This window comes from Candidatus Methylomirabilota bacterium, from assembly GCA_036005065.1.
Lineage (GTDB): Bacteria > Methylomirabilota > Methylomirabilia > Rokubacteriales > DASRDR01 > DASYQW01.
Window position 1 is genome coordinate 1 of the sequence record DASYQW010000027.1, and the last position, 25,301, is coordinate 25,301.

21 protein-coding genes are annotated in these 25,301 nt (G+C 73.0%); 3 read left to right on the top strand and 18 right to left on the bottom strand.

Features of this window, described 5'->3' with window-relative positions; genetic code table 11:
• Together VGW35_01380 and trpS are read right to left on the bottom strand one after the other, a co-directional pair.
• Positions 1–733, bottom strand: a 733-nt coding sequence (locus VGW35_01380; protein HEV8306291.1) for a DUF2470 domain-containing protein, incomplete at its 3' end; no start/stop codon positions are given.
• Between the two features lie 51 nt (positions 734–784).
• Complete coding sequence (trpS, locus tag VGW35_01385) at positions 785–1,765, bottom strand: tryptophan--tRNA ligase (GenBank protein HEV8306292.1); 981 nt, start codon at positions 1,763–1,765, stop codon at positions 785–787.
• Positions 1,766–1,855: 90 nt separating this feature from the next.
• On the opposite strand from trpS, the gene VGW35_01390 reads away from it, so the two are divergent.
• On the top strand, positions 1,856–2,662 hold the full coding sequence (locus VGW35_01390) for a DUF6503 family protein (GenBank protein HEV8306293.1): 807 nt from the start codon (positions 1,856–1,858) through the stop codon (positions 2,660–2,662).
• Between the two features lie 162 nt (positions 2,663–2,824).
• Here VGW35_01390 and VGW35_01395 read toward each other — a convergent pair whose 3' ends face one another.
• The 11 genes from VGW35_01395 to VGW35_01445 form a co-directional block, all read right to left on the bottom strand.
• A complete protein-coding gene (locus VGW35_01395; protein ID HEV8306294.1) occupies positions 2,825–3,343 on the bottom strand; it encodes a cupin domain-containing protein in 519 nt (172 codons plus the stop codon).
• 19 nt (positions 3,344–3,362) lie between these two features.
• Positions 3,363–5,318: a tripartite tricarboxylate transporter permease gene (locus VGW35_01400; GenBank protein ID HEV8306295.1), complete on the bottom strand. Its 1,956-nt coding sequence runs from the start codon at positions 5,316–5,318 to the stop codon at positions 3,363–3,365.
• Between the two features lie 65 nt (positions 5,319–5,383).
• Positions 5,384–6,385, bottom strand: a complete 1,002-nt coding sequence (locus VGW35_01405; protein ID HEV8306296.1) for a tripartite tricarboxylate transporter substrate-binding protein — start codon at positions 6,383–6,385, stop codon at positions 5,384–5,386.
• Positions 6,386–6,542: 157 nt separating this feature from the next.
• The gene (locus tag VGW35_01410; GenBank protein ID HEV8306297.1) at positions 6,543–7,568 is read right to left on the bottom strand and encodes a tripartite tricarboxylate transporter substrate-binding protein; all 1,026 of its coding nucleotides are present in this window, start codon (positions 7,566–7,568) and stop codon (positions 6,543–6,545) included.
• Positions 7,565–9,841, bottom strand: a complete 2,277-nt coding sequence (locus tag VGW35_01415; GenBank protein HEV8306298.1) for a xanthine dehydrogenase family protein molybdopterin-binding subunit — start codon at positions 9,839–9,841, stop codon at positions 7,565–7,567. The genes VGW35_01410 and VGW35_01415 overlap by 4 nt, the downstream gene beginning before the upstream one ends.
• Complete coding sequence (locus VGW35_01420) at positions 9,838–12,135, bottom strand: xanthine dehydrogenase family protein molybdopterin-binding subunit (protein ID HEV8306299.1); 2,298 nt, start codon at positions 12,133–12,135, stop codon at positions 9,838–9,840. Before VGW35_01420 ends, VGW35_01415 begins: the two co-directional genes overlap by 4 nt.
• The gene (locus VGW35_01425) at positions 12,125–12,622 is read right to left on the bottom strand and encodes a (2Fe-2S)-binding protein (protein HEV8306300.1); all 498 of its coding nucleotides are present in this window, start codon (positions 12,620–12,622) and stop codon (positions 12,125–12,127) included. Before VGW35_01425 ends, VGW35_01420 begins: the two co-directional genes overlap by 11 nt.
• On the bottom strand, positions 12,619–13,497 hold the full coding sequence (locus VGW35_01430; protein ID HEV8306301.1) for a xanthine dehydrogenase family protein subunit M: 879 nt from the start codon (positions 13,495–13,497) through the stop codon (positions 12,619–12,621). The genes VGW35_01425 and VGW35_01430 overlap by 4 nt, the downstream gene beginning before the upstream one ends.
• Positions 13,491–13,940: an SRPBCC domain-containing protein gene (locus VGW35_01435; protein HEV8306302.1), complete on the bottom strand. Its 450-nt coding sequence runs from the start codon at positions 13,938–13,940 to the stop codon at positions 13,491–13,493. The genes VGW35_01430 and VGW35_01435 overlap by 7 nt, the downstream gene beginning before the upstream one ends.
• Positions 13,937–15,466 carry an ethanolamine ammonia-lyase reactivating factor EutA gene (locus VGW35_01440; protein ID HEV8306303.1) on the bottom strand — a complete coding sequence of 510 codons (1,530 nt, stop codon included), beginning with the start codon at positions 15,464–15,466 and terminating at the stop codon, positions 13,937–13,939. Before VGW35_01440 ends, VGW35_01435 begins: the two co-directional genes overlap by 4 nt.
• Positions 15,466–16,530 (bottom strand): cupin domain-containing protein, encoded by a 1,065-nt coding sequence (locus tag VGW35_01445; GenBank protein ID HEV8306304.1) that lies wholly within the window; start codon positions 16,528–16,530, stop codon positions 15,466–15,468. The genes VGW35_01440 and VGW35_01445 overlap by 1 nt, the downstream gene beginning before the upstream one ends.
• 79 nt (positions 16,531–16,609) lie before the next feature.
• Between VGW35_01445 and VGW35_01450 the strand changes: the two genes are divergently transcribed.
• Together VGW35_01450 and VGW35_01455 are read left to right on the top strand one after the other, a co-directional pair.
• Positions 16,610–17,584 carry an ABC transporter substrate-binding protein gene (locus tag VGW35_01450; protein HEV8306305.1) on the top strand — a complete coding sequence of 325 codons (975 nt, stop codon included), beginning with the start codon at positions 16,610–16,612 and terminating at the stop codon, positions 17,582–17,584.
• A gap of 229 nt (positions 17,585–17,813) precedes the next feature.
• On the top strand, positions 17,814–18,701 hold the full coding sequence (locus VGW35_01455; GenBank protein HEV8306306.1) for a DUF1932 domain-containing protein: 888 nt from the start codon (positions 17,814–17,816) through the stop codon (positions 18,699–18,701).
• A 178-nt stretch (positions 18,702–18,879) separates the two neighbouring features.
• Here VGW35_01455 and VGW35_01460 read toward each other — a convergent pair whose 3' ends face one another.
• The 5 genes from VGW35_01460 to VGW35_01480 form a co-directional block, all read right to left on the bottom strand.
• Positions 18,880–19,419 (bottom strand): periplasmic heavy metal sensor, encoded by a 540-nt coding sequence (locus tag VGW35_01460; GenBank protein ID HEV8306307.1) that lies wholly within the window; start codon positions 19,417–19,419, stop codon positions 18,880–18,882.
• A gap of 120 nt (positions 19,420–19,539) precedes the next feature.
• Positions 19,540–21,807 carry a xanthine dehydrogenase family protein molybdopterin-binding subunit gene (locus VGW35_01465; GenBank protein HEV8306308.1) on the bottom strand — a complete coding sequence of 756 codons (2,268 nt, stop codon included), beginning with the start codon at positions 21,805–21,807 and terminating at the stop codon, positions 19,540–19,542.
• The gene (locus VGW35_01470; GenBank protein HEV8306309.1) at positions 21,804–22,796 is read right to left on the bottom strand and encodes an LLM class flavin-dependent oxidoreductase; all 993 of its coding nucleotides are present in this window, start codon (positions 22,794–22,796) and stop codon (positions 21,804–21,806) included. Before VGW35_01470 ends, VGW35_01465 begins: the two co-directional genes overlap by 4 nt.
• 10 nt (positions 22,797–22,806) lie before the next feature.
• Entirely contained in the window at positions 22,807–24,006 is a 1,200-nt protein-coding gene (locus VGW35_01475) for an amidohydrolase family protein (protein HEV8306310.1), read from the bottom strand.
• 265 nt (positions 24,007–24,271) lie between these two features.
• Positions 24,272–25,279, bottom strand: a complete 1,008-nt coding sequence (locus VGW35_01480) for an LLM class flavin-dependent oxidoreductase (protein HEV8306311.1) — start codon at positions 25,277–25,279, stop codon at positions 24,272–24,274.
• Positions 25,280–25,301 lie beyond the last annotated feature (22 nt).

Consider the following 25,301-nt stretch of genomic DNA (forward strand, 5'->3'; position numbering starts at 1 on the left):
GGGCACTCCTGACCTCGCGCGGAAAGGGAATGCGCGCGCTGCGGATCCGCTCGCCGCGCTTGATCCTCAGCTTGAAGCCGAGCCGATCGACCGACACCATGGCGGCCTCGTCAGCCTCGGCGCCCGCCAGGACGCGGGCGAACGTGAGGAGGGCGTCGGCGTGATCGCGATTCATGTGCTCGATGATCCCGGCGGCCGCGTCGGCGAGCGGGTCCGGACGCGCCGTCCCGTACCCGTGCGCGTCGACCCAATCCATCGCGGCGAAGCCGCCCACGAAGTAGACATGCTCCACCGCGAGCCGGTGGAAGGCGAAATCCTCGAAGTCGACCCAGTAGGCGGCGTTCGGATGGCGGGCCAGGTACATCGGGCGCGCCTCGGTCGCCCCCTCCGGCCCGAGCTGTTGGACTCGGCCCATCAGCGTGACGCGGGCGGCGGCCAACGGGTCCCCGCCCCACCCGGGCTGAGCCACCAGCAGGCTGGCGCGCGGATCGGCCTGCAGGTTCTGGGTGTGCATGGCGAGCGTGCTGATCAGGAAGAGAGGCTGGCCCCGCTCGTCGACGGCGTAGGGCATGACCGAGCCGAAGGGGTGACCGGGGTGCTTCCGGGAGAGCGTCGAGAGCGTCCCCGTTCGTCCGATGTGGACGAGCGTCCGGGCCCGTTCGGCGTAGGTCGGCTCCGGGACCGGCGGCGCCTCCGCCCCCGGCTCGTCGGGCGGTCCTACGTGACTCCCCACGGGTCGATCCTCTCAGCGAGACCGGGCGAGATCACCCGAACCCTCGGCGCGCTACCGGGGGACGAAGCCCATGCGCGCGTACATGCGGGCCAGGGTCGGCGCCGAGGCCTCGCGCGCCTTGGCGGCCCCTCGGGCCAGCAGCCGCCGGAGCTCGTCCGGCTCCGCGCGCAGCTCCGCGTAGCGCTTGCCCACCGGCTCGAACAGCGCGGCGACGGCCTCGCCCACCTCGGTCTTGAACTGGCCGTAGCCCTTCCCCCGGTAACGGGTCTCGATCGCCTCCGGCGACTCCCCGGTGGCGACCGACAGGATCTCGATCAGGTTCGAGATCCCCGGCTTCTCCGGGGCCCGGTGGATCTCCCGGCCCGAATCCGTCACCGCACTCTGGAACTTCTTGCGGATCACCTCGGGCGGGTCGAGCACGTTGACGGTGCCCAGCGGCGTGCCGCCCGTGGTCGACATCTTCCGCGCGGGGTCCTGGAGGTCCATGATGCGGGCCCCGACCGCGGGGTAGACCCCCTCGGGCAGCACGAAGGTCTCGCCAAAGCGCGCGTTGAAGCGCGCGGCGACGTCGCGGGCCAGCTCGAGGTGCTGCCGCTGGTCGTCCCCGATCGGCACCCGCTCCGTCTGGTAGAGGAGGATGTCGGCCGCCATCAGGACGGGGTAGGTGAAGAGGGCGGAGGTGACGAAGTCCTGGCGGGCGGACTTCTCCTTGAACTGGGTCATCCGGCGCAGCTCGCCGAAGCTGGTGACCGCGCCGAGCAGCCAGGCCGCCTCGGGGTGGGCGGTGACGTGGCTCTGGGCGAAGACCGTGGAGCGCTCGGGGTCCATCCCGGTCGCGAAGAGCATCGCGGCCAGATCCAGCGTGCGCTCGCGGAGGTCCTCGGGGTCGTAGCCGACCGTGATCGAGTGGAGGTCGACGATGCAGAGGAACGTCTCGCCCGCCGCCTGCATGGCGGCGTACTGGCGGAACCCTCCGCTGTAGTTGCCGAGGTGCTTCGAGCCGGTCGGCTGGATCCCCGAGAAGATCCTCATCGGGACGATGATCGCAGAGCGTAACAGCCGGCGCAACCCGCCTGCGCCTTGACCGCCGCCGGCCCCCGGCGGTAGGCTGAGCGCATGTCCATGCGAGACAGATCGTCCCGCAAAGCATCGGTCGGCCTGTGGGCGACGCTGGGCGGACTCGTTCTCGCCTGCGCGCTGTTCGGCTGGCGGAGCCCGGCGTCAGGCGAGGACACCCAGGCGTTGCTCGACAAAGTCATCGCCGCCCACGGCGGCATGGAGGCGTGGGTCGCGCTGAAGGACCTGTCGTTCAGGCTGACCCTGGTGGCGCTCACCCCCCAAGGCGAGGTGACAGGAGCCCGGGCCAGCCTCTACCGGCTGAAGCGGCACGGCAAGGGCCGGGTGGAGACGGTGACCGGGGACGGGCTCCTGATCGAGGGGTACGACGGCGAGCGCCCGTGGGCGACGCTCAACGGCCGGCACCTCACCGAGCCCGACGCGCTCAAGCGGGCCCACTTCCAGGCGGTGAACTGGTGGTACTGGATGGGGATTCCCTTCAAGATGCGTGATCCGGGCGTGATCCTTCGCCAGAAGGAGCCGGCGACCTTCCAGGGAAAGCCGGTGCACGTGCTGGAGGTGACGTACGCGCTGGAGGGCCCGACCGACCGCTTCACCTACCACGTCGATCCCGAGACCTACCACATCGTCCTCGTCGAGACCGAGCTGAAGCCGGGGGTCTGGCCGGGGGTCGGGGGGAGCGGGCCGGGCTGGTCGACCTGGCAGGAGTATCGGACGGCGGGCCCCTTCGTCATGCACACCAAGCGGACCGTCTATGCCAATCGCCAGCTGACCGAGCGGCGGGCCATCGTCTTCTTCGGGGACTTCAAGTTCAACACCGGCCTGCCCGACAGCCTCTTCCGGGCGCCGTAGCTTCTTCGGAGGGGGCCTCGGCGGCCCCCTCCGAGACCTCCCCCAGGACCGTTGCGGCGGCAGAGCCGCCGCTCGAAGCGGACCACCAACCGGCGGCGGTCAGGCAATCCTCGGCGCGTTGGTCACTCCAGCAGGCACGTGGCCGCGGGCGAGCGGCATCCCTCAGGCCCGCCCGGGCGGGAGGTGGGCCGTGCGCCGGGCCTGGAGGGCGGGATCGGCGTAGGTCATGAGATCGGGCTGGGCGCGACCGAGCATGACCTGGATGTAGGCCGGCTCGAGGCCCACGTTCTCGAACCCGTGGATGACGCCGGCCGGGGCGGAGACGCAGTCCCACCGCCCCAGCACCGTCTCGGCCCGGTGCCCGTCGGCGTCGTCGAGGAACACCCGGACCTTCCCCTCCAGGACGAAGAAGGCTTCTTCGACCTCGTGGCTGTGCGGGGCATTGCCCTGGCCAGGCGGCACGAACATCACGCTGAGCGTGAAGTGTTCAGCCGTGATCGCCCCGGGGTCGCTCTTCCCGGAGGCGCCGGTGCCGATGTAGCGGTGCTGGGCGCGGCGGTAGCCCTCGACCCGGGCGTCGGCGAACGCGTCCCAGTCGGCCGCGCGGTCCACGAAGCGCGCCACCCGGGCGCGGAGCAGCGCTGCGAGCGTGGGGTTCGGAACGTCGGCTGCCGTCGTCATCGCCGCCCTCCTGTCGCCCTCAGCCGCCCCCGCCCAGCCAGGCGAAGAGGAGACCCGGCGGGAAGGGGATGGCCAGGACCCGCTCGAACAGGCCATACACGAACGCGTAGCTGGCGAGGCTCAGCGCGATGCTGATCGGCCAGCGCTCGCGGGCGCCGACCTTGAGATAGAGGAAGGCCGTCACCAGGGTGGCGCTGGAGAAGCCGACCAGCCAGATCGCCGCGAACATCCCGAGGATCCAGGCGCAGATCTCGGCGGTGCGCCGGGCCGCCACCCCCGGAGGCAGGTCCGGGCCCGTCTCGATCGCGTCCAGGGCCGCGCCGCTCCGCCGCCCGGCGGCGTCGCGGGCGAACTGGACGATCGCCAGGCCGAGCGACGGGATGACGATGGCCCACGGGAAGAGCCCGGCCCGCGGGCCGAAGTCCCGGCTCTGCCAGAGCGCCCACCCGAACAGGAGCACCAGGAAGAGGCTGAACACCGTCGCCCCGTCGAGCCGGAGGCCCCGGCGATCGCCGGCCGGAGTCACCGCCGGCGCCGCCATCGTGGCGCTCGCGCGCGTCCGCCGCCGGCGCTCGTTCCAGACCGGGACCACGAGGCCGACCAGGATGAGCGTGGTCAGGACGAGCACGCCTGGGCGGGCCAGCCAGGCCAGGCCGTAGTTGTCGGTGGACAGGAAGAGCTTGTTCTCGGCCAGCGGCCCCAGCACGAGCCCCAGCAGCAACGGCGGCCGCGGCCAGCCGAGCTGGGCCATCACCCAGCCGACCGCCCCGAAGACCAGCACGACCCCGAGATCCTCGAAGACGTTCTTCTCCGCGAAGGCGCCGACGTAGATCAGGGTCAGCAGGATCGGGGTGAGGAGCGTCCCCCGGATCTGGGTGATCCGGGCGAGCTGGCCCATGAACGAGAGGCACACCGCGACCGTGATGATGTTGGAGACGACGATGGTCCACACCATGGCGAACGTCACCGACAGGTGTCCCTTCGGCTCCGGCGTGAGCATCGCGGGCCCGGGGACCAGGCCCTGGATCAGGAAGGCGCCCATCAGGATCGCGGTGCCGACGCTGGCCGGCACGCCGAAGGCGACGGTCGTGACGAGGCTCCCGCCGAGGGTGGAGTTGTTGGCGGCGCCGGGCCCCAGAACGCCCTCGACCGCGCCCCGGCCGAACCGCTCCCGGTCGGGAGAGCTCTGGACGGCGTGGGCGTACGCCAGCCACTGGGTGGTGGCGGCGCCCATCCCGGGGATGATGGCAATGAAGGTGCCGACCGCGCTGCACCGGATGACGAGCCACCAGTGGACGAACGTGTCGCGGACGCCTTGCCAGACGCCGCCCAGCTTCCCGACGTCGAGCTTGGCGATGCTCGATCCCTGAATCGCCAGCTCGATCACCTCGGGGAGGGCGTAGAAGCCGATGGTGACCGGGACCAGCCCGATCCCGTCCCACAGGAAGAGCTGGCCGAACGTGTAGCGCTGGACGCTCGCCAGCGGGTCGAGGCCGATCGTCGCCAGCCACAGCCCGAGGCCGCCGGCCAGGAGCCCCTTCAACAGCGCCTCGCCGCTCAGCGCGGCCACGAAGGTGATGCCGAGCAGGGCCAGCATGAAGAACTCGGGGGAGCCGAAGGTGAGGACCAGCGGTCGCACGATCGGGATGGCCAGCCCGAGGACCAGGGCGCCGAAGACGGCGCCGAAGAGGGAGCTCATCATCGCGGCTCCCAGGGCCCGGCCGGCTTCGCCGTTCTTGGCCATGGCGTGGCCGTCGACGATGGTGGCGGCCGTGGTCGGCTCACCGGGGATGCCGAAGAGGATCGAGGTGATGTCGCCGGTCGTGTTGGTGACCGCGAACATCCCGAGCAGGAACGCGAAGGCCTCCACCGGCGTCATCCTGAAGACGAAGGGCAGCATGAGGGCCAGCGTGGTCGGCCCTCCCAGGCCCGGCAGGATCCCGACGGCGAAGCCGATGACGATACCGACCAGCATCAGGCCGAAGGTGGGCCAGGCGAAGACCTGGATCAGCCCGGCGAGGGAGGCCTGGGCGAACTCGACTATCGAAGGATCTCCCGGAGCTTCGCCACGATCGCCGGGTCGAGCCGGAACAGCTCCTCGACGAGACCCGCGAGCTCCTCGCCGGGGATCGGGTCGACGTCGAGCTTGGCCTGCCGGGCGTCGGCCAGGAACTCCGGGTCGCGGACGGTCTCGAGGAAGGCCGCCCGCAGCGCCTGCACGCGATCCGGCGGCGTCCCGGGCGCGACCGCGTAGAGCCGGCTGATGGCGGAGGGCACGATGACGGCCGCCCGCACGAGCTGGCGCGCGTCCTCGGTCCGGGCCAGGTCGAGCGCCAGCGGGACCCGCGGCAACTCGGGGAGGGGCTTGGCGGTGGCCTGAAGCACGATGGCGATCTCGCCGGCATCCAGGGCCTTGCGCCAGGTCACCTTGACCGACTCCCACTGCCAGCAGCCGCCGGCGACCTCGCCGGACTCGGCGGCCAGCCGGATCTCGGCCGTCCCCTTGTAGCCCCGCACGAGCTGGATCGGCAGTCCGAGAGCCGCCTGGAGCACCCGGGCGGTATCGTGGGTCGTGTCGCCCGGCCCCACTCCACCGAGCTTCACCGGCGTCCGGGCCGCCATCCACTGCTCGACGGTCCCGATGCCGCTCGCTCGGGTCAGCGCGCACACCACGTTGTCCCGCACGGGAACGCCGAGCCAGACGAACTTTCGGGCGTCGAACTCGATGCCCTCCCGACCGAGCAGCTGGCCGACGAGCTGGTTGCCGTGGAAGTTGACGATGGTGAGTCCGTCGGGCCGGGCGGCTTTGTAGACGGTGTTGGCCGCGATCAGGCTGGCCGCCCCCGGCATGTTCTCGACGATGACCGCCGGCTTACCGGCGAGGTGCTTGCCCAGGTGGCGGGCGAGCGCGCGCGAGTAGGTGTCGAAGCCCCCGCCCGGCGTGAAGCCGACGACGATGCGGATCGTCCTGCCCTCGAAGGCGCGGGGCTGCGATTCCGCCGGGAGGACCGGGAGCGCCGCCAAGACCGCGACGGCGACCACCGAGCGCGTGGTGCATCGAGGAGCGCTCCGAGCAGCGGCTTCGCCGCCGCAACTTTGGGTTCGCGCACCTCGGACGGAGGGGCCCCAGCTCCGCGACGTCTTGCGGCGCGCCGTCTGGGGGGGTATCGGGGGGGTCTTCCGAGACTTCCCCGAAGAACTAATCATAGAGGATGCCCTTCAGCCGGGCGATCAGGGCGGGCTCGAGCTTGAACAGCCGCTCGATGACGCGCTCCATCTCTTCCCCGGTCACGGGCTCGATCTCGAGCTTGGCCTGCTCCGCCTCGGCGAGGAACACCGGGTCGCGAAGGGTGTCCAGGAACGCCTTGCGCACGGTCTGGACCCGGGCCTTCGGCGTCCCCGGCGGCAGGGTGAGCGACCGGACGATCGCGCTGTCGGCGTGGATCGCCACCTCCAGGAGGCGGCGCGCCTCGTCCGTCTTGGCCCGGTCGATCGCCAGCGGGACGCCGGCTAGCTCGGCGTGGCTCCGCGGAGCGAGTTGGAGGAGGACCACCACCTCGCCGGCCTCCAGCGCCTTCCGCCAGGTCGCGCGGATGGAGCCCCAGTTGAAGCAGGTGCCGGCCAGCTCCCCCGCCTCCGCGGCGAGGCGGATGTCGGCGGTGCCCTTGTAGCCGCTCACGAGCTGGATGGGCAGCCCCAGCGCGGCCTTGATCGCCCGCGTGGCGTTGTCCGGGGTGCTGGAGCCGGGGGCGACGCCGCCCATCTTGACCGGCGCCGGCGCCGCGATCCACCTCTCCAGGCTCGTGATCCCGCTGGCCTTGGTCATCGCGCAGACCACGTGGTCAGGCGCGGGGGCGCCGATGAACTCGAACTTCCGCGCGTCGAACTCGATGCCTTTCTGCCCCAGCACCTGGCCCAGAAAGAGGCCACCGATGAAGTGCCCGATCGTCAGGCCGTCCGGCTTGGCCACCTTGTAGAGGTGGTTGGCGGCGATCAGGCTGCCGGCGCCCGGCATGTTCTCGACGATGATCGTCGGGTTGCCCGGGAGGTGCCGGCCCAGGTGTCGCCCCAGCGTGCGGGCGAACGTGTCGAAGCCGCCCCCCGCCGAGAATCCCACCACGATGCGGACGGTCTTGCCGCGGTAGAAGTCGTCCTGGGCAGGGGCCGAGCACGGGGTGACCGCGAGGGTGATTCCCAGGAGCCAGAGCCAGCGCCTCCGGTTCATGCGCTTCCTCCTTTGGCGGCCACGATCGCCCGCCGGACCCGCTCGGGCGTGAGCGGGAGGTCGGTGATCCGGACGCCCACCGCCCGCGCGACCGCGTTGGCGATGGCCGGGGCGGTCGGCAGCAACCCGCTCTCGCCGATCCCCTTGGCCCCGTACGGCCCCGGCCCGTCGCCGTTCTCCACCAGGATGCTCTCGTACTCATCCGGCACGTCGCCCATCCCCGGGACCCGGTAGTCGATCAGCGACGGGTTCACGAGCTGGCCGCCGTCGTAGACCATCTGCTCGAAGAAGGTGTGGCCGATCCCCATCATCGCGCCCCCCTCCTCCTGGGCGTGGCACTCGCGGGGGTTGATGGCGCGGCCGATGTCGGCCACCGAGACGTACCGGAGCACCCGCACCAGGCCCGTCTCCGCGTCGACCTCGACCTCGGCGGCCGCCATCCCGACCTCCCAGAACGGGGCCTCGCCGCCGAGCGGGGCGTGCCCGCGCTCGCCCCGGTAGGTCCCGCGGCCGATCAGCTCGCCGCCGCCGCCGAAGTGGGCGGCCAGGGCCTGCGAATAGGTGAGCTCCCCGCCTGGCCCGACGATCCGCCCGTCGCGGAGCGTCACCGCCGCCCGCTCGCCGCCGAGCCGGCGGGCGGCGATGGCGCCGAGCTGATCGCGCACGTCCCTCGCCGCCGCCTGGACCGCGAGGCCCATCAGCGTCGTCGACCGGCTCGCGCTGGTCGCCTGGTCGTAGGGCCCCATCCCCGCCTCGGGCCGGGCCACGGTGACGCGCGCCAGAGGCAGGGCCAGCTCCTCGGCCACGATCTGGGAGAGCACGGTGCGGACGCCCTGGCCGCACTCCACGGTCCCGGTGAGGAGCGTCGCGCTCCCGTCGGCGTGGAGCCGCACCATCGCGCTCGAGACGGACGGGGCCAGCGGCGCCTTGATGGTGCAGGCGAGCCCCTTCCCGCGGCCGGGCGCCCGGGGCGGCTCGGACCAGCCGACGGCGGCGGCCGCCTGCCGGAGGCCGCCGGCGAGATCGCAGTCGATCGGCAGGTCCCCCTCGATGAACGTCTCGCCCCGCCGGAGGAGATTCCGGAGGCGCAGCTCGAGCGGGTCCATCCCGAGCCGCTCGGCGATCACGTCCATCTGCGACTCGTAGGCCCAGGCGAGCTGAGGAACGCCGTAGCCCCGGAAGGCCACGCTCACCACCGTGTTGGTGTACACGCCGTACGCGTCGATCCGGACGTGGGGGATGCGGTAGGGGCCGGCCGCGGTATAGGCAGACTTCTGGACCACCCGCGGGCCCACGTCGGCGTAGGCGCCGAGCTGGTAGTGGATCTCGGCCTCGCGCGCGAGGAGGGTGCCGTCGCGGCGGACGCCGGTCCGGAGCCGGTATCGAACGGCAGCCCGCCGCACCGAGAGGAAGGCCTCCTCGGCGGTGAGGGCCAGGCGTACCGTCCGCCCGACGGCCGCCGCCAGCGCGATCACCAGCGGCTCGATCTTGGTGTAGGACTTGTTGCCGTACGCCGCGCCCAGGTACGGCACGATCACGGTGAGCCGCGCCAGAGGCACGCCGAACATCTCGGCCAGCTCCTTCCGGACCGGGAAGGGGTGCTGGGTCGACGCCCACACCGTGATGCCCTGGCGGTCCACGCGCGCGATCGCGCAATGGGGCTCGAGCGATACATGATGGGCCATCGGGAAGGTGTAGGTCTGCTCCACGACCAGCTCGGCCTCGGCGAGGGCTCCGCTCGGGTCCCCCCGCGCGTAGCGGTAGTGGTGGCAGACGTTGGTGCCGGGGATGGGCCGGAGCGCCCCGAGATCCCGGAAGTGCCCGGCCGGGCGCGGCCGCTCGTGGAGGAGGGGCGCGCCCGGGGCCAGCGCCGCCTCCAGCGTGGCGACGACGGGCAGCTCGGCGTAGTCGACGCCGATCCGCGCGAGCGCCGCCTCGGCGTGGGCCGGGGTGTCGGCGATGACGGCCGCGACCGGCTCCCCGGCGTACCGGATCACGCCGTCGGCGAGGAGCGGCTGGTCCTTGAACGCGGGGCCGTAGTAGAGATCGCGGACGGGCAGGTCGGAGGCGGTCAGGACCGCGACGACACCGGGCGCCCCCGCGGCCCGCGTCGTGTCGACGCCCAGGATCCGCGCGTGAGGGACGGGACTCCGCCAGAGCCGGGCGTGGAGCATCCCGGGGACGACCACGTCGGTGATGAAGCGGGCGCGCCCCGTCGCCTTCTCGGGGGTGTCGACGCGGGGCGCGGGCGTCCCGACGATGCCGGCGGTCACGACGCCGACGCCTTGGGTCTGGCGTCCTGCAGCGCGCGCCAGACCCGCTCCGGGGTCATCGGCACCTCGCGGAGTCGCACGCCCGTCGCGCGAGCGATCGCGTTGCCGATGGCCGGGGCCGCGCAGAACGTCCCGCTCTCCCCGACGCCCTTCGAGCCGAAGGGACCGGGGCCGTCGGCGTTCTCGATCAGGAGGGTGTCGAAGCGGTCGGGCAGGTCGAGGAAGGTCGGCAGCCGGTAGTCGATCAGGCCCGGGTTGAGGAGCTGGCCGGCCTCGCTCGCGCGCGCCTCGAACAGCGCGGGGCCGAGCCCTTGCAGCGCGGCGCCCTCGTCCTGGCCCGCGCACTCGCGCGGATTGATCGCGGTTCCCACGTCGGCCGCCGACACGTACTTGTGGATCCGGACCGCGCCGGTGTCCGGGTCGACCTCGACCTCGGCGGCGCCCATGCCCGTCTCCCAGAACACGGTGGCACCGCCCAGGCTCCCCGACCACGCGCCGGGGACGAACGTGCCGACCCCGGTCACCTCGCCGCCCACCAGGCCGAAGTGGCCTCGCACCACCTCGGCCACCGAGAGGGCACGGTCGCCGTGGACGACCCGCCCGCCACGAAGGTCGAGGGCCGCCGGGTCGGTTCCGAGGAGGTCGGCGGCCAGTCGGAGGAGCTGCTCGCGCGCGTCGCGCGCGGCCGCCTGGACGGCCAGCCCCATCACCGTCGTCGAGCGGCTCGCGCTCGTGCCGTGGTCGTAGGGGGTGAGCGCGGTGTCGGGCGCGACGGCGACGACGGTCTCGAAGGGGACCCCGAGCGTCTCGGCCGCGATCTGGGCCAGCACCGTCCGCGCGCCCTGTCCGACCTCGACCGTCCCGGCGAAGAGGCTCACGCTCCCGTCGGCATGGACGCGCACGACCGCCATCGACACCGTGTGGGTGCCGCCGCCGTCCTTCATCGCGCAGGCCAGCCCCTGGCCGCGCCCGGGGGCGTCCGGGACGCCCCAACCCACGGCGCGCGCCACCGCTCCCAGCCCTTCGGCCAGGTCGCCGTCCATCGGCGTGTCGCCCGCGACGTACTCCTCACCCCGCTTGAGGAGGTTCCGCAGCCGCAGGGCGAGCGGGTCGAGGCCGAGCCGCTCGGCGATTCCGTCGAGCTGCGACTCCGAGGCCCAGGTGACCTGGGGGACGCCGTAGCCGCGATAGGCGCCGGCGGGAACGTTGTGGGTGTAGACGCACCGGGCGTCGATGCGGAGGTGGGGAATGCGATACGGCCCGGGTGCCCGGTAGCCGGCCTTGGTCGCCACCCGCGGGCCGATGTCGGCGTAGGCGCCGGTGTCGAGGACGACGTCGCACTCGCGGGCCAGGAGCGTCCCGTCGCGTCGGATCGCGGTCTTGAGCCGCACGGTCACCGCGTGGCGCGTGATGGTCCGGGCGCTCTCCTCGAGGGAGAGCGCGAGCCGGACGGGCCGGCGCACCCGGGCGGCCAGCGCGGCGGCGATCGGCTCGATCTTGGTGTAGCACTTCCCGCCGAAGGCGCCCCCGATCAGCGGGACGATCACCTGGACGCGGGCCAGGGGGACGTCGAAGATCTCGGCCAGCTCGCGGCGGACCGGGAAGGGATGCTGGGTCCCGGTCCAGACCGTGAAGCTCCCGTCCGCCTCGACCCGAGCGATCACACAGTGGGGCTCGAGCGCGTGATGGGAGAGGGCGGGGTAGTGGTAGGCGTCGTCCACCACGAGGTCGGCTTCGGCGAAGGCGGCCGCCAGGTCACCACGCTCGGCGTGCCAGTGGTGGCAGACGTTGGTCCCGGCGATGGGACGCAGCCCGGAGAGGTCGCGGAAGTGGCCGGCGGGGTCGAGCGCCCCATGGATCAGCGGCGCGTCCGGCGCCAGGGCCGCCTCCGCGGTCGTCACCGCCTGAAGCTCCTCGAAGCGCACGTCGAGGAGCGGCAGCGCCGCCTCGGCGTGGGCCGGGGTATCGGCGACGACCGCGACGACGGGCTCGCCCGCGTAGCGGACGACCCCGTCGGCGAGGATCGGCTGGTCCTTGTAGGCCGGGCCGTAACAGAGGCGCCGCACCGGCAGATCGGCGGCCGTGCAGACCGCCAGGACGCCCGGCGCCGCCGCCGCGCGCTCCACGCCCACGCCGTGGAGGCGCGCGTGGGGCACCGGGCTCCGCCAGAGGCGCGCGTGGACCATCTCCGGCAGCGCCAGGTCGGTGACGTAGCGCGCCGCGCCGGTCACCTTCTCCCGGGCGTCCAGGCGCGGGACCGAGCGGCCGACGACCGCCAGCGTCTCAGGCGCCACGCCCGGTCTCGGCTCCGGGTGCCAGTCGCCGGGAGGCGGCCAGGATCGCCTCCAGGATCGACTTGTAGCCGGTGCAGCGGCAGATGTTGCCGCGCATGTAGTGCTTGACCTCGTCCGGCGTCGGCGTGGGGTTCTCCTGGAGCAGGGCGACGGTCGCCATGATCATGCCGGGTGTGCAGAAGCCGCACTGGAGCGCGCCGTGCTCGACGAACGCCTCCTGCACCGGGTGGAGGTCGTCGCCCTCGGCCAGGCCTTCGATGGTGCGGAGGCGCCGGCCCCGCGCCTCGAAGGCCAGGAGCGTGCAGGCGCTCACGGGCTCCTCGTCGAGGAGCACGGTGCAGGCGCCGCACACCTGGACGTCGCACGACTTCTTCGTGCCGAGGAGACCCAGGCGATCGCGGAGGCACTCGAGCAGCGTTTCCCAGGGCGGCACGGTCAGCTCGTGCCGTTCGCCGTTCACCGTCACCGCGACCGCGACGTCGCTCACGATGGCTCCCGGACCCCGAGACTGGCCAGGGCCTGGCGGAAGGCTCGCCGCAGCAGGACGGCGACCAGGTGCTCCTTGTACTCCGCCGAGCCGTGGAGGTCCGTCACGGCGTCGGCCGCCCGGGCCGCCAGGCGCCCGGCCTCCTCGAGGGCGGCCGGGCTCTCGGCGATCGCCTTCTCTCGCAGCACGGCCTCGGCCTCCCGCATCCGGCGAGGGACGGGGCCGACCGAGCCCACGGCGACGCGGGCGTCGGCGAAGTGCCCGTCGGCGACGGTGACGGCGACGGCCACCCCCACCGAGGGGCGCTCGAGGAAGCCGAACTTGAGGTACGCCGCCGCCGAGCGAGGCGGCAGCGGCGGCACCGCGATCTCCGTCAACAGCTCGTCCCCCTCCAGGCACGTCTCGAAGGGCCCGACGAAGAGCGCCTCGAGCGGGAGCGTGCGGGCGCGGCCGGCCCGCTCGAGCCTGACCGTCGCGTCGAAGACCTGGAGCAACGCTCCGGGGTCGGCGTGGGGCTCGGCGAAGCAGAGGTTCCCGCCGAGCGTGCCCACCGTACGCACCCGCACGTTGGCCACGTCCGCCTCCATCCGGGCCAGGGCCGTGAAGTGCTCGCGGACCACCGGGTCCCGCTCGACCGCACGGTGGGTCGCGGCCGCGCCGATCCGGAGCGTCCCGTCGCCGTCCCGGCGGAGGCCGCCCAGGCCGGGGATGGTCTTCACGTTCACCAGGTAGTCGTAGTGGACGAGCCCCTCCTTCATGGCCAGGAGCAGCTCGGTGCCGCCCGCGTAGAGCCGGGCCGCCTCCCCGTGGCGCGCGAGCAGCGCCGAGGCCTCGCCGACCGAGGCGGGCTCCGCCAGCTCGAACGGCCTCAGCATCGCTCGAGCTGGGCCCGCACCGCGTCGGCGAAGCGGTCGACGATCTCGCCGCCCTTGCGGACGATGACGCCGTGGCCGAGCGTCCCGAGCTTCCCGAACACGACGATGTCGGCCGCCAGCCGGAGCCCGGTCCCGCCCTCGGCCGGCGCCAGCGTCACGTCGAGGTCCACCTTGACGAGCCCATCCACGCTGGCGTCGCGACCGCCGGCACGGGCGCGGAGGTGCTCGGGGGACTGCGCCTCGAGCACCTCGATCTCGAGGGGGACGTGCAGCTTGAACGGCCCGACTCGCTCGGCCACGACGGCGGCGTAGCGCTTGCCGTCCTCGAGGGCCCGCACCTCCCGGGCTCCCGGGATGCACGTCGCCAGCCGCGGCACGTCCCAGAGAAAGGCCCACACCGCCTCCCGCGGCGCCGCGATCCGGATCTCGCGCTCGATTCTCACCGCGCCGGGTCCCCTGCCAGTATCGGCGCCGGACGGAAGACGAGCGACTTGATCACGACCGGCACGATGCCCGAGACGGGCAGGGGGTCGCCCACGTCGATGTAGTCGAAGCCGGTGAGATCCAGCTCGTCCACGGTGACGACGTCGGGGCCGGCCCCCAGCTCCTCGACCAGGAGCCGCCCCACCAGGCGCGCGATGTCGCGGTCGAAGGCGAGGACGATCGGAGCCGTCCGGTGGCCGAGTGCCGTCAGGACGCCGTCGGCGAGGGCCCGCAGCTCCTCGTAGCTGGCGCCGAACTCCCACCGGATGGCGAGCGCGATCGGACCCCCGGAAAGCTCCGCCTCGTGGCCGTCGATCGCCGCCCGCACCGCGCGGGCGACGCGGGGCGCGGCCAGCGGCTCGTCGAGGCGCACGGGGAAGACGGGCAGGTTGCGCAGGGTCAGGCGGCCCGCTCCCGGGTGGAAGATCGTGCTGCCGCTGACCTGCACGGTGTACTGCGCCGCCCCGATCACGGTGGCGCGGATCCCCTCCTCGGGCTCGATGAGGCGGGCGCCGAGCGGGTGCCCGTCCAGCCGGCGCCGGATCGCCGCGCCGAGCGCCAGGCCGAGGTCGCCGAAGCTCGCGCGCTCGCGGCCGTAGACGTACTCGGCGACGCCCCCGGAGAACATCAGCGCGACCATCCCATCGGGGCCCGCCAGCGGCTCGGTGTGCATGAGGCGCCGGCTGAGCGGCGACAAGGGCCGGCGCTCGACCACCTCGAAGAGACACTCGACCATCCGGTCCACCATCGCCCGCGCGAGCGCGTCGTCGAAGCGGTCGCCGGGGGCGAGCCCGCGTCCCACCGCCTCGGCCAGCCAGGCGCCGGCCTCCTCCAGCCGGGTGAGGCGGCCGGCCTCGAAGGCAACCAGTCGGCCGCCGACGTTGATGACGGCGGTGTCCACGACCTCGCCGTCGCGGCAGACGGCCAGCTTGGTCGTCCCGCCGCCGAGGTCGACGTTGAGCACCGGCCCGGCGTGACGGGAGCGGGCCACGGCCCCGGAGCCGTGGGCGGCCATGATGGCCTCGAGCCGGGGGCCGGCGGCCGCGCAGACGAATCGCCCGCCGTCCCGGGCGAAGAGCCCGAGGACCGTCTCGGCGTTCGCCTTCTTCGCCGCCTCGCCGGTGACGATCACGGCTCCGGTGTCGACGGCCTCTCGAGCGAAGCCCGCGCGCTGATAGGTCTCGTCGATGAAGGCGCCCAGGCGCTCGGCGTCGATGGTGGCGGAGTCCCGGTAGGGCGTCAGCAGGATCGGTGACTGGTGGACGATCTCGCGCGCGACGACCCGGTACCGGCTCGACAGGGACAGGCTCATCCGCCGGAGGACCAGCCGGGAGAACGTGAGGTGCGAGGTCGAGGAGCCGATGTCGATGCCGACGCTCTTGAGCTCGATCCGCTCCACGGCCCAGGCGGGGTCCGCCTCGTCCGGCAGGCCGTGGGGATCGCCCTCGTGGTCCTCGTGCTCGTGCGGGTAGGGGAAGTCGTGCATCAGCGCCGGGTCACGGCTGGCATGCGGCTTCGGGCGCCCGCCTTGGCCAGCTCGGCCTCGAACAGCTCCCGGACGGCGGGGTCCTCGTCCTCGTACTCGATCTGGTTCCCGCCGCTCGCCCGGTTCTCGGCCAGGCGGTCGTGCTTGTCGTCGAGCTTGTGCTTGACACTGCCCCAGCGGATGGCCAGGTAGCGCGCCGGGGTCGGACCGGCGTTGAAGTGCTGGTGCCACCAGTAGTCGGGCGGCACGAAGACGCTCCCGTCGTGCCAGTCCACTTTGGTCCAGGGCTGGCCGTCGGGCCAGAGCAGGGAGTAGCCCTGGCCGGACAGGATGATGACGTTGGCGCCCGGCCCGTGGCGGTGCGCCTTCTTGTAGGTCCCGACCGGGAACTCGGAGATGTGGGCGATGAGGGTGTTGTTGGCCAGCTCGAACATGATGTTGCTGCCGCCCGCGCCCCGCTCCTTCCAGTCGATGAGCTGGAAGGTGTTGACGTCGGGGATGAAGTTCGCCTCCCAGATCCGGCTGGCCAGAAACGTGCCCTTGCCGCTGAAGGCATCCGGCTCGCCGGTGAACCGGTCGCGGAAGACGAACGGGTTGTCGAAGATGAAGTCGTGGTTGTGGAAGAGGTTCATCACCAGCGGCGCGCTGGTCACCGCGTAGTAGCGGGCCGGCTGGGTCCCGGAGGCGTTGAAGTGCTGGTGGAAGGCATTGAGCGGGATGGCGAACAGGCTCCCGGCCTGCCACTCGAAGGTGAGCCGGGGCCCACCCTCGAGCCAGACCGAGGTGGCGCCGCGGCCGGTGAGGACGTAGATGACCTCCTCGTAGAGGTGGCGCTGGGGGGCGAGCTTGCCGCCGGGCGGGATCTCGCAGACGTAGGCGGCGTTGGTTCCCCCCGTCCCTTCCATGTCGATGAACGCCCCCTGGCCGCCCTTGCGAGCCCAGGGCCGGAGCTCCACGCCGCGGAGGTCTTCCACGTAGAAGCCGCGGACGACCGGGAGGCCTTCCGCCTCCTGCCATTGCTGGTAGGTGGTACGCATCGTGCCGGGGCTGTTGGAGATCGACATCAGGCGCTCCTCCGTTGTTCGATGGCCGGCGCCTCATGATAGACTGGCGGCCCGAAGCCAGACAAGGGGACCCGCGACCATGACCCGACTCCGCCTCACCCTCGCGTGCTGCGACTACGACCGGACGCTGGCGCTCCGGACGGGCGCCGTTCGACCCCAGGGCGTCGAGCTGAACGTGCTCACGCTGTCCCCCGAGGAGACCTTCTATCGCATGGGACGATTCCGCGAGTTCGACGTCGCGGAGTTCTCGCTCTCCACCTACACCGTGCTCCGGGGCCGCGGCGAGCCGATCGTCGCCATTCCCGCCTTCCCATCCCAGATGTTCCGCCACGGCGCCATCTTCGTGCGCGGCGACGCCGGCATCCGGGAGCCCGGGGACCTCCGCGGCAAGCGCGTGGGGGTGCCGAAGTACCACATGACGGCGGCGGTGTGGGTCCGCGGGATTCTCGAAGACGAGTACGGCGTGGCGCCGAAGGACCTCGTGTGGTTCGAGGGCGGGGAGGGCGCGAAGGTCAAGGAGGTGGACGTGACGCTGCCGGGGGAGATCCGGCGGCAGGCGGTACCCGCCGACCGGAACCTCGGCGACATGGTGGCGGCGGGGGAACTGGACGCCTTCATCGGAGCCCGCCGGCCGGCGACCTTCGGCGGGGACGCCGGGCGCGTCCGCCGGCTGTTCCCGGACTTCCGGCGCGCGGAGCGGGCCTACTACGAGAAGACGGGCATCTTCCCCATCATGCACACGGTCGTGGTGCGCGAGGAGCTGGCCCGGGAGCACCCGTGGCTGCCGCGCAGCCTCTACGACGCGTTCATCGAGGCGAAGCGGCTCGCCTATGGACGGCTCGAGCAGTCGTTCGGGCTTCCCTATGCCCTGCCGTGGGTCCTGGCCGAGGCCGAGGAGACGCGGGCCCTCATGGGTGACGACCCCTTTCCCTACGGCGTCGCCCGCACCCGCAAGGCCCTGGGGGTCCTGGCCGGCTACACCCACCGCCAGGGTCTCGCCCCGCGCCGCCTCGCGATCGAGGAGATGTTCTGGGAGTCGACGCTGGACACGTAGGTCATTTCGGGGAGGTCTCGGGGACCCCCCCGATGCCCCCCCTCGGTTGCGGCGGCACAGCCGCCGCTCGGAGCGCTGCTCGCCGCATCGCGCGCTCGGGGCGAGCTGCCGGGTTACTGCGACACAGTCCCAGGTCTTCAAATCGGGTAGCGCCTGGTTAACCCGACAGGCACATAGGCCGGCCCGAGCCGCGGCTCAGAGCCCCGGCGGCCGGCCGGGGAGATGGCACATGGCGGAGCTGACCCTGGCCGTTCTGCATCCCGGTGAGATGGGTGCCGCGGTGGCGGCGTGCGCCCGGTCCCGCGGCGCGCGCGTGGTGTGGGCGTCGGAGGCGCGCAGCGCGGCGACGCACGCGCGGGCGACCGCCGCCGGGCTCAGGGACCTCGGGACGCTCGGCGCCCTCGTCGAGGCGAGCGACGTCGTGCTCGCGGTCTGCCCGCCGCACGGCGCCCTGGACCTCGCCCGCGCGGTGGCCGGGCACCGGTTCCGGGGCATCTACGTGGACGCCAACGCGGTGTCGCCGGACACCGCCCGGCAGATCGGGGTGATCGTCGAGGCCGGCGGCGCGACCTTCGTGGATGGCGGCATCGTCGGGCCGCCTCCGGGAGCCGGCGCCAGCACGCGCCTCTACCTCTCCGGCAAGGACGCCGAGCGCATCGCCACGGCATTCGCGGGCAGCCACCTCCACACGGTCGTGCTCGATGGCCCCGTCGGGGCCGCCTCGGCCCTGAAGGTGTGCTACGCGGCCTGGACGAAGGGTGCGAACGCGCTCGTCGCGGCCATTCGCGCGCTGGCCGCGCGCGAGGCTGTCGATCGCATCCTGGCCGACGAGTGGCAGCTCTCGCAGCCGGACCTGCTGAAGCGATCGGAAGGGGTGCGGCCGAGCGCGCGGAAGGCGTGGCGATGGATCGCCGAGATGGAGGAGATCGCGGCGGCGTTCGCCAGCGCCGGGTTACCCGACGGCTTTCACCGGGCGGCTGCGCAGGTCTACCGGCGGCTCGAGCCGTACAAGGACGCCGCCTCGCCGCCGACGCTCGAGGCGATCACGCGGTCACTCCTCCTGGACGCGGCCCCGGAGGGGGCCGCCGACGCCCCCTCCGAAAATAGCCCCCGCTAGGAGTTCGAGATAACCACGCACCGCCGGTTACCCTACCGAGCCGGGATGGTGTTCCACTCCGAGCGCGGGCTTCGCCCGCGCAACCTCAGTCCTGGGGGAGGTCTCGGAGGGGCCGCCGAGGCCCCCTCCGACACGAATAGGCGCCATGGGGGGTCTTCCGAGACCCCCCCGAAATGACCTAGGCCGGGGTCGGAGCCGCGGCACCGCGCGGGCGATGATGCCGCGCCCGCTCGTCGAGCAGGGTGCGAAGCTTCGAGCGCTGGTCCGGCGTGAGCTGGGCCTTGGCGGCCTCGGTCGCCCGGATCCGGGCGAGGCGGAACTCGGTGCGCATCCGCTCGATGTCGCGAAGCTTCGGCTCGACCTGCGCCAGGTCGACGGGCTCGGCCCGACGGAGGGCCGCCAGCTCCAGCTCGGCCACCCGGAGATCGGCGCCCCGGCGAATGAGATCGCGAGTCGCGTCGAGCCGCAGCTGCTCCAGACGCTCGACCTGCTGGGTGGACAGAGCCAGCTCGGCGCGATGCCGCAGCAGGAAACTGACCGGGCCGATGCGTCCCCGGTGCGGCCTCCACATACCCCGGTGCTGGCCGTGAGCGGCTGGCGCGGAGGGTGGGGACACCTCGGCGGTGGCGGCGATGTCGGGCACCGGCGCGGCGGCGGCCGGCGCCGAGGTCGCCAGCGAGGCGAGTGCAGCCAGTGCGACAGCGTGACGGGTGGCCATGGGCGTATCCTCCCGGGCTTTCAGGCTAGGCACGCGAATTCGCGTGCCGACCTCTCAGACGCCCCGCGGGCTCGGCCTATTCGCCGTCCGGCCGACCGGCGCCACCGCGCCGCCCGCCGATCAGCTCGGGGCTCGTAAGGCGCGCCACACGCGCTCGGGCGTCAGCGGCAGGTCCCGGATGCGGACGCCGGTCGCGGCGGCCACCGCGTTGGCGATGGCCGGCGCCACCGGGATGATGCTCCCCTCGGCCACGCCCTTGGCGCCATGGGGTCCGGGCCCGCCGCCTCCCTCCAGGATCACCGCCTCGAAGATCTCCGGCAGGTCCGGGAACAGCGGCACCCGGTAGTCGACCAGGCTCGCGTTCACGAGCTGACCGTCCTGGTACACCAGCGCCTCGAAGAGCGTCGGCCCCAGCCCCATCATCGCGCCCCCCAGATCCTGCCCCTCGACCCCGGCCGGGTTGATGGCCCGGCCGGGGTCGCACAGCGTCACGTACCGGTCTATCGTGACGACCCCCGTTTCCCGGTCCACCGAGACGACGGCGGCGCCGAGCCCGACCTCCCAGAAGCTCGTGGTGGCGCCGAGCGTGCTGCGCTCGGCGGCCGGGCGGTAGTAGCCGTGGCCGATCAGCTCGCCGCCGGCGTCCCGGAAGAAGCGCTGGATGACTTCGCCGAGGCCCAGGCGCCGGCCATCCGCGACCACGCCGCCGTCCTCGAGCCGGCAGGCCTCGGGCGGCACGGCGAGGGCCTCGGCGGCGATCGCGCGGACCTGCCCGGCCACGGACCGGGCGGCCTCCTGGACGGCGTGACCGAGAAGCGTGGTGGCCCGGCTGGCGTTCGTGCGCTGGTCGAAGGGCGTGAGCGCGGTGTCGGGCGCGGGGACCGCGACCCGCGATGGCTCGAGCCCCAGCTCGGCCGCGGCGATCTGGGCCAGCACGGTGCGGACGCCCTGGCCGATCTCGACCGAGCTGGCCAGCACGGTAGCGCTCGCGTCCCGATGCAGCCGCACGATCGCGGTCGACGAGGTCCGGGTGCCGCCGCCGTCCTTCAGCGCGCAGGCGACGCCGACGCCCGCGCCCTCCGCGCGGGCCCGGGCCCAGCCGACCTGGTCGGCCAGCCTGGCGAGGGCGGCTCCGAGGTCGCTGTCGACAGGCCGGTCGCCCGGGGCGTATTCCTCGCCCCGCTCGAGGAGGTTCCGGAGCCGGAAGGCCACCGGATCCAAACCGAGCGCCGCGGCGATCGTGTCCATCTGCGACTCGTATGCCCAGCACACCTGCGAGGTGCCGAAGCCTCGATAGGCGCCGGCCGGGACGGTGTTGGTGAAGACCGCGTAGGCGTGCACCTCGACGTGGGGGATGCGATACGGCCCGATCACCCGATAGCCGGCCTTCTTGGCGACGCGCGGGCCCTGGTCGGAATAGGCGCCGGTGTCGAGGTGGATCTCCGCGCGGCGGCCCACGAGCGTGCCGTCGCGGCGCACGGCGGTCCGGATCCGCACCCGACCGCCGTGACGGCAGAGCGTCCGCGCCGTCTCTTCGGCCGAGAAGAGGACGCGCACGGGCCTACGGGCCTTCCGGCTGAGCACCGCCGCCAGCGGCGCCGCCCCCATGAGCTCCCGGCAGCCGAACCCGCCGCCGACGTACGGCACGACGACCCGCACCCGGCTCTGCGGGAGGCCGAACATCTCGGCGAGCATCTGCCGGGTGGCGAACGGATACTGGGTGCCCGCCCACACGGTCAGCTCGCCACCCTGATGGTGAGCGATGGCGCCATGAGGCTCGAGCGGGTGGTGGTGGACCCCCGGGAGCGTGAACGTGTCGTCGAAGACGAGGTCGGCGTCGCGGAAGGCCGCCTCCGGATCCCCGCGCCGGTAGGCGAAGTGGTGGCAGATGTTGCGCGTGAGGTCGGGCGCGACGTCCTGCACGTCCGGGAAGAGCGTCGAGCGGGACCGCGGCTCCTGCAGGACCGGCGCGCCGGGCGCCAGCGCCTCGTCCACGCTGCCGACGGCTGGGAGCGGATCCCAGCGGACGACGATCCGTCGCACCGCCTCGGCCGCGGTACGCTCGTCGGCCGCCGCCACCGCCGCGACCGGCTCGCCGGCGAAGCGGGCGCGCTCGATGGCGAGGACGGGCTGGTCGCGCACCGCGTGGCCGTAGTAGGGATCGAGGTCCGCCAGGTCGGCGGCGGTGACGATCGCGATCACGCCGGGGAGCGCGTCGGCCTCCCGCGTGTCGATGTCGAGGATCCGCGCGTGCGGGTACGGGCTGCGGAGGATCTTTCCGTCCACCATCCCGGGGACGTGGAGGTCCGCGGTATACCGCGCCCGCCCGGTGACCTTCTCACGGGCGTCCTGTCGCTCGGCGGACCGGCCGATGACCGGGTCGGTCACGCGCGTCCCCCTGCCATGATCGCGGCGGCGAAGCGGCGTAGCGTCGTCGCGCGATCTCCACCACCGACGCCGTACGGGACGATCGCGAGCTGGTGGATGCCGCTCCCGTCCAGGCGCTTCACCGCCGCGCGGCACTCGGCCGGCGTGCCGGCGATGGCGAACCGGTCGACCAGCCAGTCGGGGACGACCCGGGCCTGGCTCGCGCCGCGGTCCATGTGCGCATAATAGTCGTAGGTACGCCGGATCTCGCGGGCGACCTCGCGCTCCCCCGCGTCGAGGGCAAAGGGCAGCGGCCGGTTCAGCGCCCGAGCGACGTGGGCCTTCACGGCCTCCCGGGCGCCGTCGTCGGCGACCGCACAGGGGACCCAGAGGACGAGGTCGAGTCGGTCCGGATCGCGCCCCGCCCCCCGGGCCCCGACCCGGATCACGTCCAGCGCCCGCCGGACCCGATCGAGCTCGACCCCCACGAGGACGATCACGCCGTCGGCCACGCGGCCGGCTAGCTCGAGCATCTTCGGCCCGCTGGCGGCGACGTAGATCGGTACGCCGTCGCCAGTCGCGTGCTTGAGTCGGATCGTTCCGCTTTCGAGGGCGACGTCCCGCCCGGCGAGGAGCTCCCGGATCCGCTGGACGCCCAGCTCGAACGTGGCCAGGCGGGCCGGTTTCCGGCCCAGGGTCTCGACGGCGCTGTCCCCGAGGCCGACCCCCAGGACGAGACGCCGCGGGAACGCCTCCTGGAGCGTGGCGAACGCGCTGGCGGCGACGGAGAGATCACGCGTGACGAGGTTGGTCACGCCGGTGCCGAGGACGATCCGGGTGGTGGCCAGGGTGGCCGCGGTGAGGTTCACGTAGGCCTCGCGCCAGATCAACTGGGAGTCGCCGACCCAGACGTGGCCGAATCCGAGATCCTCGGCGAGCCGGGCCAGGCCGACCGTGGTCAAGAGGGGCTCGGTCGGGAAGAGGCCCACGCCGAAGCCGAGAGTCGTCACGGCGAGCGGCTCATGCGTCTTGGCGGTCGAGCGGGCCGCGGATGATCGCCGGGCGCTCGGGGGGCGGCGTCTGCTGGCTCCGGCCGACGACCCGCGGCTGGCCGTCGATCAGCACCGTCGAGATGCCCGGCAGGTCACCCCGGGCGAAGGCGTCGAGCGCGTCGCGGGCGATGGACCCCGGGATGCGGTCGAGCAGGACGAGATCGGCCGGCCGGCCTTCCTCCAGGATGCCCTGGGGCAAGCCGTGGGCGCGCGCCACGTTGCCGGTCGCCATGGCCACGGCCAGCTCGGGCGGCACCTCGGCGACCGCCGCCAGATACGCGATCTCGCGAAGCATCCCGCGCGGGATGACGCCGGTGCCGCCGGGGGTGTCGGTCCCGACGAGCACCCGGTGGAACGCGTCGCGCGCCCGCACCGCTCGCATCAGGTGGAGGACCATCCGGGGATTGCCGGAGCTGCAGATCTCGAGATCGCAGTCCGTCTCGGCGACGACCTCGTCGATCTCCCCGGGCGGCATCGGGATGGGGCCGCCGGTGACGTGGGCCACGATGTCGGGCATGAGACGCTTGACGATCGCGGCGCCGGCGACCTGACTGACGCCCGAGCGGGAGACCCCGCCGGAGTGGAGCTTCACCTTGATCGCCCGGGCCCGGGCCCACGCCACGTACCCCTCGGCCTCCCCGGTCGGGAGGCGGTAGTCGTAGAAGATGAACTTGACCAGGCGGATGCCCGCCGCAGCCACCCCGGCGAAGTCGTCTTCGGTGAGCCCGGGGACCAGCAGCAGCGTGCCGCCGTAGACCTTCACGCCGCCGGGCCGGAGGGTATCCCAGCAGACCTTGGCCAGGTGGGCGAGGGCGAGGGCCGTGCGCGGGTCAGGAGGCGTCGGGAGCCCGGGCAGGTGGAGCTCACCGGCCGAGATCAGCGCGGTGACCCCGCCGTGGAGGTAGTGGGTGATCCAGGAGAGCGCGGTCTGGGCCGGCGTGAAGTCGCCGAAGGTGGGATGCGAGTGGGAGTCGATCAGTCCCGGGAGGGCGGTAGTCCCGCGGGCGTCGATGACCACGTCGGCGGGGCGGTCGAGGCCCGTGCCGATCTCGCGGATCCGGCCGTCGGCGACGAAGATCGAGTCGTCGGGCCGGAGGGGGCGGTGGCAGTCCCCCGTGACCAGCGTGCCGATGTTTCGGATCAGGCAGGTCGCGCCCGCCGCGCTCACGGCGGGATCGTGGCCGAGGTTGCGCAGCCGTGCGAGGCGATCGGCCCGGGCTGGGATCTCACGCCGGAACCCCCGGACCGGCCAGGCCAGCTGACGGCAGGACCTTCGGACTTGCTGGGCGGTCGGGTCCGGCGATGGGACAGGGCCAAGCCCCGAGCAGCCCTAGGACGCAGGGAGGAGGCGGGCCGAGGCGTATGCCGCATACGTTGAGGCCCGCCGACGACCGAGGACGACGGGCTGCGACGGGGATCGGCCCGGTCCGCGCTCACGGCGGGAGGGCGCCGACGGGGCGCAGGATCTCTTCCGCGATCATCTGCAGGTATTCGACGCGCGCCGTCGCCTCTGGCGGCAGGCTGTAGATCGTGAAGCCGATCCCGTCGACGCCCATCGACCGGGCGCCGGCGAGCGTCTCGACGCAGTCGGCCGGAGCGCCGCAGACGGTCCAGCTCTCGAGCGGGGCGTCGAAGCCCAGCTGGAGCGCCATCATCGTCGCCTCTTGCATCTGCCAGGCCCGGTACATGGCGAAGGTCTTCTCGAGGTACGCCCGGGCCGCCGCCACGGCGGCCTCGCGGCTCGGGCCGACGATGAGGGCGCGAGAGGCGCAGACCGTCCCGGCCGCCGCCCCGGCCTCGCGGCGTGTCTCGCGGAAGACGCCGGCCAGCGTGGCGATCGCCTCCCAGGCGAGCTGCGGCCCGAAGAAGACGCCGTCGGTCAGGCGCGCCGCGCGGCGGGTGGCGCCGACGCTCTGGGCGGCCATCTCGAGCGGCGGGTGCGGGCGCTGGCAGGGGAGGAACCCCATCCGGCCCCCGGTGGCCCGGGTGTACCGGCCGTCGAACGTCACTTCCTCGCCCGCCCAGAGCCGCTTCATCAGCTCGAGTGACTCCTCGAGCTTCGGGACGCGGTCTTTGCGCCCGAGCCCTACCGTCTCGAGCTCCTTCTCGCGGTACCCGATGGCCACGCCGACGTCGAGGCGCCCGTGGGTGATGTGGTCGAGGGTGGCGATGTTCTCGGCCGCCTCGACGGGGTTCACGAGGGGCAGGAGCAGCATCGAGGTCTTGAGCCGCAGACGGCCTGTCTCGGGCGCCAGCCGGGCCAGCATCGGCAAGGGCTGCGGCCACACGGTCGGGTGGGAGAGGAGGTGGTGACCGATGGAGACCCAGGCGTAGCCCATCCCGGCGGCGGCCGCCACGACCCGGATCGCCTCGTCGAAGATCCGGGTCGGGTGGCGGTCGGTCGGACTCCAGAACGGCGTGAGGTGGAGGCCGATGCGCATGGCCCGGTCGCGCGACCCTATC

What these genes read in the sequence shown, in the direction of transcription:
- VGW35_01400 (HEV8306295.1), bottom strand. Translation starts at nt 5,318, where the DNA reads ATGCTGGTCGGTATCGTCATCGGCTTCGCCGTCGGGATCCTGCCGGGC.
- VGW35_01440 (HEV8306303.1), bottom strand. Translation starts at nt 15,466, where the DNA reads ATGCACGACTTCCCCTACCCGCACGAGCACGAGGACCACGAGGGCGAT.
- VGW35_01430 (HEV8306301.1), bottom strand. Translation starts at nt 13,497, where the DNA reads ATGCTGAGGCCGTTCGAGCTGGCGGAGCCCGCCTCGGTCGGCGAGGCC.
- VGW35_01480 (HEV8306311.1), bottom strand. Translation starts at nt 25,279, where the DNA reads ATGCGCATCGGCCTCCACCTCACGCCGTTCTGGAGTCCGACCGACCGC.
- VGW35_01460 (HEV8306307.1), bottom strand. Translation starts at nt 19,419, where the DNA reads ATGGCCACCCGTCACGCTGTCGCACTGGCTGCACTCGCCTCGCTGGCG.
- VGW35_01410 (HEV8306297.1), bottom strand. Translation starts at nt 7,568, where the DNA reads ATGAACCGGAGGCGCTGGCTCTGGCTCCTGGGAATCACCCTCGCGGTC.
- trpS (HEV8306292.1), bottom strand. Translation starts at nt 1,765, where the DNA reads ATGAGGATCTTCTCGGGGATCCAGCCGACCGGCTCGAAGCACCTCGGC.
- VGW35_01455 (HEV8306306.1), top strand. Translation starts at nt 17,814, where the DNA reads ATGGCGGAGCTGACCCTGGCCGTTCTGCATCCCGGTGAGATGGGTGCC.
- VGW35_01390 (HEV8306293.1), top strand. Translation starts at nt 1,856, where the DNA reads ATGCGAGACAGATCGTCCCGCAAAGCATCGGTCGGCCTGTGGGCGACG.
- VGW35_01395 (HEV8306294.1), bottom strand. Translation starts at nt 3,343, where the DNA reads ATGACGACGGCAGCCGACGTTCCGAACCCCACGCTCGCAGCGCTGCTC.
- VGW35_01450 (HEV8306305.1), top strand. Translation starts at nt 16,610, where the DNA reads ATGACCCGACTCCGCCTCACCCTCGCGTGCTGCGACTACGACCGGACG.
- VGW35_01445 (HEV8306304.1), bottom strand. Translation starts at nt 16,530, where the DNA reads ATGTCGATCTCCAACAGCCCCGGCACGATGCGTACCACCTACCAGCAA.